General features: G+C 31.6%; 9 protein-coding genes. 1 reads left to right on the forward strand and 8 read right to left on the reverse strand.

Annotation, left to right across the window (positions count from 1 at the left end):
• Positions 1 to 153: 153 nt before the first annotated feature.
• Positions 154 to 1,863: a helix-turn-helix domain-containing protein gene (locus tag AB8B65_RS15980; protein ID WP_405302270.1), complete on the reverse strand. Its 1,710-nt coding sequence runs from the start codon at positions 1,861 to 1,863 to the stop codon at positions 154 to 156.
• Between the two features lie 215 nt (positions 1,864 to 2,078).
• On the opposite strand from AB8B65_RS15980, the gene AB8B65_RS15985 reads away from it, so the two are divergent.
• The gene (locus AB8B65_RS15985; RefSeq protein WP_405302271.1) at positions 2,079 to 2,258 is read left to right on the forward strand and encodes a hypothetical protein; all 180 of its coding nucleotides are present in this window, start codon (positions 2,079 to 2,081) and stop codon (positions 2,256 to 2,258) included.
• A 248-nt stretch (positions 2,259 to 2,506) separates the two neighbouring features.
• On the opposite strand, the gene AB8B65_RS15990 is transcribed toward AB8B65_RS15985, so the two are convergent.
• The 7 genes from AB8B65_RS15990 to AB8B65_RS16020 all read right to left on the reverse strand — a co-directional run.
• Positions 2,507 to 4,138 carry a hypothetical protein gene (locus tag AB8B65_RS15990; protein ID WP_405302272.1) on the reverse strand — a complete coding sequence of 544 codons (1,632 nt, stop codon included), beginning with the start codon at positions 4,136 to 4,138 and terminating at the stop codon, positions 2,507 to 2,509.
• 5 nt (positions 4,139 to 4,143) lie between these two features.
• Entirely contained in the window at positions 4,144 to 4,680 is a 537-nt protein-coding gene (locus AB8B65_RS15995) for a hypothetical protein (RefSeq protein ID WP_405302273.1), read from the reverse strand.
• Entirely contained in the window at positions 4,677 to 5,924 is a 1,248-nt protein-coding gene (locus AB8B65_RS16000; RefSeq protein WP_405302274.1) for a DUF6638 family protein, read from the reverse strand. Before AB8B65_RS16000 ends, AB8B65_RS15995 begins: the two co-directional genes overlap by 4 nt.
• Positions 5,925 to 6,114: 190 nt before the next feature.
• The gene (locus AB8B65_RS16005) at positions 6,115 to 6,756 is read right to left on the reverse strand and encodes a hypothetical protein (RefSeq protein ID WP_405302276.1); all 642 of its coding nucleotides are present in this window, start codon (positions 6,754 to 6,756) and stop codon (positions 6,115 to 6,117) included.
• A gap of 35 nt (positions 6,757 to 6,791) precedes the next feature.
• Positions 6,792 to 7,187 (reverse strand): nuclear transport factor 2 family protein, encoded by a 396-nt coding sequence (locus AB8B65_RS16010; RefSeq protein ID WP_405302277.1) that lies wholly within the window; start codon positions 7,185 to 7,187, stop codon positions 6,792 to 6,794.
• A gap of 15 nt (positions 7,188 to 7,202) precedes the next feature.
• Positions 7,203 to 7,610 carry a nuclear transport factor 2 family protein gene (locus AB8B65_RS16015; RefSeq protein ID WP_405302278.1) on the reverse strand — a complete coding sequence of 136 codons (408 nt, stop codon included), beginning with the start codon at positions 7,608 to 7,610 and terminating at the stop codon, positions 7,203 to 7,205.
• Positions 7,611 to 7,626: 16 nt separating this feature from the next.
• On the reverse strand, positions 7,627 to 7,972 hold a 346-nt coding region (locus tag AB8B65_RS16020; protein ID WP_405302279.1), incomplete at its 5' end, for a nuclear transport factor 2 family protein.

A 7,972-nucleotide genomic window follows, 5' to 3' on the forward strand; every position in this document is an offset into this window, starting at 1 on the left:
CAGCTCCAGCTTTTAACTGATCTAAATTTTCTAGTTTAGCAATCGTGTTTTTTATAAACTTTAGTTTTCTCATAAGAAATATTTAAATGTTTTTAAATAGGATTGTAAATGTATAAGATTGTGACTTATGAAAGTGAAAAATAATTTGATGATTTATAAATTGTCATTCTTTAACTTCTTTAAATAGTAGGATGGAGAAATTTCTGTTTGCTTTTTAAAAACTCTACTAAATGTTTCATGCCTAGTAAAACCAAACTGTTCTGCAATATATTTTAAGGTATATAATTGGTATTTTTTTTCGCTTTTCAATTTTACCAATACTTTGTTGATTCGATATTCATTCAAATAATTTGCGAATGATTTTCCTTTATGTTCATTAATAATCTTTGAAAGATATGAAGTATTGGTGTCAATTTCTTTAGCTACATAACTCAATGTGCAACTTGTTGCCAAATAATATTCTGTTTTCTCTAATTGATCAAGCGAAGCTAAAATGCGTTGTACATTTGTATCTTCTATTTTTGTATTATTGATTGTTGCTGGAACTGACTTTTCTTGTGGAGCCGGTTTTTCAAGTTTTTCAAGAATGGCTACTAATTTTTTACGGTTGTTGCGATTCTTTTTATAATAAAACAGTGCAATCAATCCAATAAAAATAATAATCGTTATTGTAATAAAAAGAATGTTTTGTTGTTTGTTTGAAGCTTTCGTTTCTATTTGAGAAATCTTTTCTTCCAAGATCGACACATCGTATGCATTATGTAAATTTGCATATAATTTCCGATTGTCTAGATGAATTTTACTGCTAAAGGTTTTATACTTCTCTAAATTTGCATTGGCTTTTTCATGATCCTGTACATTAAAATAATTTTTAGCTAATAACAAATAAATCTCAGGTGTATCATTAAAATGGAAATCTTTATCAGCTAAAATCGTATTTGCTTTTTCTAGGACAGTAATTGTTGCTTCATGATTTTGTAATTCATCATACAATCTTCCCAAGTATAAATACAAAAATACACTCCATTTAGCGTCATCTTCCTCTTCAAAATAGGATAAGGATTCTTGAAATGATTTTAAGGCTTTATCATATTGTTTTATTTCTTGAAGCCATTGTCCTTTTGTGCTTAGAACTAAAAAATGCCCTAAAGTGTCATTATACTGTTTACTTTTTTTCAATCCTAAATCAATATAATATTTTGTAGAATCTAGATGTTTAGAATTCAAATCTAATCTATAAATGTCCAAATGCAATTCGCCAATAAGATGAATAGCACCAACCTCATTATAAAGTTCCTTTTCTTTTTCATATCCTTTTAGTGCTAAATGAACATCTTTTAAAGCTTCATGCGGACTTTGTAGTTCTTTTTTGATTAAAGCAACATTATTTAGTCCGACCAAAGTCATGTATGGATCATCAGCTTCAATTACTTTTTGGTAATGTTTAAATGCTGTTTCTAAATCTCCTTCGTTATAAGCTAGCGTTCCTTTAAAATTATAAGAATTAGCGAGCATGTAAGCATCATTTGCTTTGGTAGCATAATATGTAAGACTATCAGCAGTTTTCAGAGCAGCTTCCTTTTTTCCTTGTCTTTTATAGGCGAATACTAAATTGTAAAATGCAATATTTTTTTTCTTAATATCATTATGAACTCTAGCAATAGAAAGCATTTTGTCTGCATAAAGTTCCAAGGTTTTAAAATCCTCATTTTTGGAATTTAAAAATAAAGAATCTAACTGGTCAAATGAAAGGATATCTATAATCGCTTTTTGTTTCGCTTCTTGCGAAAAGGATTTAAAAGAAACGCATAAAAAGAAGAATACTAAGAAGTTACAAATACGTAAGAGGTTGTTTTTTTTCATTTGTGAAAGTGAACATTTGCTTGCAAAATAGAAATATTAACTAGTATACAAAACTTAATAATGTATTAAATGTTGTAAAAAAACTCTTTTAAATCAAATAAAACTTGACGTTTTATAAATTATCATGACGCTTCATAAATGCTCAAGAAGCCCTTTTTTTTCTTTCAAAATTAGCATGTTATTTAGCAGCATTGTTAACCAAAAACTTATTAAAAATGAAAAAACAGAATTTAAAAAATTTCAAATTGATTAAGAGTGTAATTTCAAATTTAGAAACTGTCAATGGAGGCGCAGCTGATACAACGAGTGCTCCTCCTCCTGTTGATAGAGAAGTTTCTGCTGGAAATTGGCGCTGTAAGTCAGTTGCAATTAAATGTAGACATAATCACGCATAATTGCTTTTAAGATTCTTTGACTAGCTTCATAGTTTGCCTATAAAATAATATAGTAAAACTTAAGTAAGTTGGTTAAAGATGGAAAAGGTAATTGATAGTATAGATTATACAAAAGACATTTATCAAGTATTGTTAAAAATTGAAGAAGCGGCTTTTGAGCCGCTTCTTTAGTATATGTTTGTGTAGAATTGAATGTGTCTAACAATCTAAGAGCGAAGCGATCTAAAGAGAAAGCAAGTCCAAAAAAACTATTTCGTAGGATCTTTTACTACAGGAATAGTATCATTCACAACCTCAGGAACTACTTCAGTTCTATTCGGATAGATGTCACTATCAGACAAATGTTCACTAATTTTCCAGGTTTCACCCAGTTGATTGATAATTTGCTCATTCCATTTTGAAGGATGTTTTGCATCAATCCAAACGACATCTTTATAGGAAACATCTACCAAAGCCAAATCGGGCGTAGAACCACCATCAAACTGCGTACTGTTTTCGCGTTTTGCCGCAATTGTACTTAGCATAAACAAACGTCTTTTTCCGCCAATATCTCTAATAAACGGTCTAAATTCAACAGGTTTGTTCACGGTCCAATCGTATTCTTTCTTCGATTCCATTACTTTCGCTGGCATAGCTGAAACTCCTGCCAGTCCTTCTTTTTTGCTTGAATGATTGTAATAATACACATCATTACTTCCATCCGCAGGAATAAAAACACTCATAGATAAACCTGTGCGATCATCGCCAATAGGTTCCAAGCCAAACCAATGATACAAACCATCATAGGCATTTTCTGTAGTGCCTGTAAATTTAAAATCGGTTACAAAAGGTTGCTGATTTTGATCTTCTATCAAATCTGGAATTTTAACCGCCGTTTTCTTATTCCACGGAAGTGGATCTGTAAAACCACCTAAAAACATCATCGATTTTGCTTGAATGCGTGATACTTTTTCCGATAAGGTATTTTGGCGTGTTAAGTACGGATATTTTTGCACATCTTCCGCTGCAATAAACGTTCCTTTTCCAATTAACAAACGCTCTAAGTAATCGTTAAAATCGTGTTTTCCAGTTTCTAAAACCATCACGCCACCAAACGTTGGATATGGAAAAAAGAATCCTTTCCATTTAATTAAACTTACTACTTGTACCCAATTTCCTTTATCGTTCTTCATATAATACGCTTCGTGCGGCTCATAATTAAACAATTGCCACGGATTGAAACGTTGTACAACCGCATTATAGGTATTTCTGCTAAATGCTAACGACTCACCAATAGAGAACGTTGCTTTGATTCTATTTTGTTTTGAAAACTGAGGAGAAGGCGATGTGCTTGATACAGAGAATAACTCTGTAATATTATTTTTTGCACGCTGAAAAAAGTATTCTTGTGCAGGCTGAATTGCCATTGTCCATTGATTGCGATCATCGACACGAACCAACTGAGGAGCAGAAACTTCAATAGTTTCTTCCAAAGATTCGTACGCCATCGTTTTGATGTTGTTGTACGGTTGAATTCGTTCATTTCTACTCAAAGGAAGCGCTGAAATTTCTTGTAAATTCATGTTGTTGTACACATTGTACGTTTGCATGTATTCATACATTCCCACAGGCCACAACATCACGTAAATTAATGCTACAGATGCTACCGTTAAAAAGCCTTTCAATAGTTTTTTGGGCGTGCTTGCTGTTTTTCGAAACGATCTGATTCCAAAAAATAAAATCGCACTAATTACCAATAATATAAAAAAGTATTTTCGTAAGAAGAGCAAAAACGGTTGGTACTCATCTCTTAAAATAAAAAGTGCGCACAAAAGAATGAATCCTACGACAATAAGGATGATTTTTTGTTTAGTTCCACGGTTCCAAAATCTTTTTAACATAGTTTTTATTTTAATAATCCTTTATCTTTTAAACGTTCTCTAGCACTCTTTTTTGGTGCTTCAGGTGCTTGGGTAGTTTCTTCTTTGGTTGCTTCGGTTGTTTCTTTTTTGTCAGAAGAAAAACTATCGGCAGCTTCTTTTCCTTTCGTTTTAATATCGTCAATAATATCTTTTCCAGTATCGACAACTTTGTCAAGAATTTCTTCTGATTTATCTTTAATTCCAACAACAAAACTACCAATATAAACTCCAATCATAGTTCCAAATACAGCAGAAACGTAATATTCTACTCTAAGTCCAAGTGGAAGAAAAAGAAAAACAATTACTACAAGAATGAATATGATGTTTACATAAATTAATCGCGGTACAAACTCTTGATTGACAAAAAAACCTTTTTTGCTTTCGGGTTTCATTTGTAACTCTTTAGAATTTGCAATTTTATTTACCGTTTTGTAGAAGCCGTTTCCTTTTGATTCTAGCCAATAGAGCGAGACGCCAAAAACGATACTTGAAATAAGTATGATAATGTCAAATGTAATCATGAGTTCCAGGTGTTTTGTTTAATTAATTTGATGACCCAACTTTGATACGATTTGTCCCATGAATTATATGTGGTGTAAAATGTTTCTTTGTCGTACCAATACAGAAAAAGCGGATCTTTATATGTGGTGGTTTTTACAATTAGTTTCCAAACGAGTTCTTGTACATGCATTGGTAAATCAGGTGTTGGGATTTGAATACATGCCAACACTTCGGTTGTTAATCCGCCTTCAACATCTAAAACATTTGCATTTTTTGTGTTTGCTTGCATTCGATCTAAAATCATCAATTGCTTTCGTGCATCGGCAGACAAACGATTCAAATAGCGTTTGTATACATTTGAATTTTCTAAAATATCACTGTACGAATGTGTCACTTCTTTGAGATGCGATAAGAAAATAATTTTTTGTACACGTTCAAAATAACCCGATAATACACTGTGTTCCGGATCGAGCACAATCATTTTTTCGGTTGCCAGCGCATTATAAAAACGTTGGTCTTCTATATGAAATGCTTGTGTTGTGGACGTTGTTTTTACTTTGTCGGCTGCTGTTTTCGATTCAAAAATTAAAATATTTTTCCCGCTTCCTTTTTTTCTAAACACAAATACGCCACCAAAGGCTTTGGTATAAAATGAACTAGTTTTATAATCAACACTGTCCATTTTTAGTGTACGTTGACGTAAATCGCCATGTTTTCTAGCGGAAGCTAAAATTTTTAAATGCAGATTTTCGTCTAAAAAATTATCTTCTTGCTGAAATTCTTTTACAAGTTCCAATTGCTTCTGTTGAACGGTATATAAATCTTCTACCACGTGAAAATCGACTGTAACTTGATTGTATTTTAGTAAATCTTCAGGTTCGTAAAAAGCGTCAATATATTGATCTAAATCGATGCAAATTGCGGCATCACGCGTAATATCTTTAATGGTATGTTTGTGTTGTTTAAATACCAATTCCATAATTTCTCTATCAAAACTATGAAAAGGTGAATACGCAGGTTTGTCGTTTTGCTTTGGTGAAAGAATAATAGCATTCGGATTGGCTTCACCTGAGTTTAGGTATAGAAAATCATCTTTTTCTTCGGCAATTTCTGGACTCCAACCCATTGCATCAATATGAAAACTGCTGAGTTGTGTTGGCGCAGTTCCTATAAAGGAAAGACATTTGTTATACCGCTTTACCAAAGCACCTGTAATAGGAACTAAGGCAGCGCCAAATAATTCAGATCGTTTTAGTTTTTCCATTAGTTAACTTAGAAATTTAGTCTAAAAATAAGCTATTCAAAGATAATATACTTTATGAGTAGCTAATTTTTGTTTCTTGTTACATTTCATACATTGAAAATCCGTGTAGTAAGCTGTTAGTAAATACTTTTTTTAAATCACTTTGGTGAATTTTATTCAAGACTCAGTATCAGTATTGAGAATATTTGTTTCATAGTTTCTCATGGTTTTGGTAATGTGCTATTGTTTCAGGCAGCATTTGTTGCCATTCATTATGAGAAATAGGAGCTATTGCATTTGCTTTTAACTCAGATATACAACGTTTCAATAACGGATATACAACTTCATATTTAGGCAGTTTCACTTTATAGTATTGCTTTATCAGTACACTGTTTACGTACCATGTTATACTTTCGTCATTATATTTTCTTTTGATGTTATTTATAATAGAAGTCGCTATAAATTCATGTTCACGTTTTGGATTGAAAACAATTTTAGCTTCAATCCATTCGTTGTTGGCTGGAAATAGATTTCGTGCTGCATAAATCATTATAGGATAGTTTTCTATAACTCCATACACATATCCATTTTCGGAATGGCTGAAATTATGTTCTTCCATAAATTTTTTGAATACTTTCTTTTTGTGTTTTCTGTAGCGATATTGTAAATCTGAAGGCGGATATTTCCAATAAAATATTGGCGAAATTAGTAGCGCAATTGCGAAAGGAATTAGCAAGATTAATAGTGTTTTATCAATCAGATCAATTGTTTCCTGTAATAAAAACAACACTCCAAAAGTAACGACTAATGTGAGGTATGTGGCTAAAAAATATCTAAAATAGGAATATTCCATTATTCATAATTTTGCACAATAGCATTTTGAAAGCATTACCGTTTAATATAATATACTTCTGCTATTTTTTTGTTTTCCACAACATACATCACCACGAATTCTTTTGCTACGCCACCATTTTTGTAGATCACTTTTTCTTGGTCGATGATTTTATTATCAGAAACAATTCGCTTTTCGATAAAACTAAACAATTCAGGTGTTTTTTTGAAAAAAGCGCCGTAGTATTCAATGAGTTTGTCTTTTCCTTCGTAACGTAATTTTTTTGGGAAATCATACACCTTAATATCCTCACTAAACAAGGCAGCATACGCTTCTATATTACGAGAATTGTAGGTGTCCATTTGTTTTTGCGCTATAATAGCGGTTTCGTTATTTTCTTGTGCAGAAACAAAAGAAACAATAAATAGAAATGCGAAAAATAGATTTTTCATGGGCTTGATTTTATGTTATTTTGAACGCTCTAAGAAATATACTTCCGTTATTTTATTGTTGAGCACTTTATACATGACAACAAAGCTAACGATAGGTGTATTTTTTTTGAATTGTACTTTTTCATGATAAACAACGGTATTTTCAACAACAATGCGGTCTTCAATAGTGCAGTATAAATCAGGATTGTTTTTAAAAAGCGTACTAAAAACTTCACGGACTTTTGCAATGCCTTTAAAATTTACTTCTTTCGGAAAGTTGTAAAATATCACATCATCACTAAAAGTAGCTGCAAAAGTATCAATGTTTTTTGCATTGTACGCATCAATTTGTTTTTGGACTAAAACATCAGCTGCGTTTCCTTTTTGAGCAGTTACGCTAAAAAAAGAAACAAAAAGAAGTAATAAAACAATGCGTTTTTTCATATTAATAAGCCTTTATTTAATCTCTAACGAAATACACTTTCGCTATTTTTCCGTTTTCTATTTTATAAATTACAATGACTTCACTAGAAACACCTTCTCTAAAGGTAACACGTTCGTGATCGATTACTGTATTTAGCCGAGTGGTTCTGTTTAATATTTCGCAATGAATTTCAGGAGCTTTTTCAAACATTCCTTCAAATTTTTTTTTATATGCTTCTATACCTTTTGTTTCGAGTGTATTCGGAAATATATATACTTCGATATCATCACTAAAATTCTCAAAGAAAGCTTCGTAGTTTTTTAAATTATACGCATTCACTTGTCTCTGTACAATATTTTCAGGTGTTTCCTTTATAATGTCT

The sequence above is a fragment of the Kordia sp. genome, assembly GCF_045105435.1.
GTDB lineage: Bacteria > Bacteroidota > Bacteroidia > Flavobacteriales > Flavobacteriaceae > Kordia.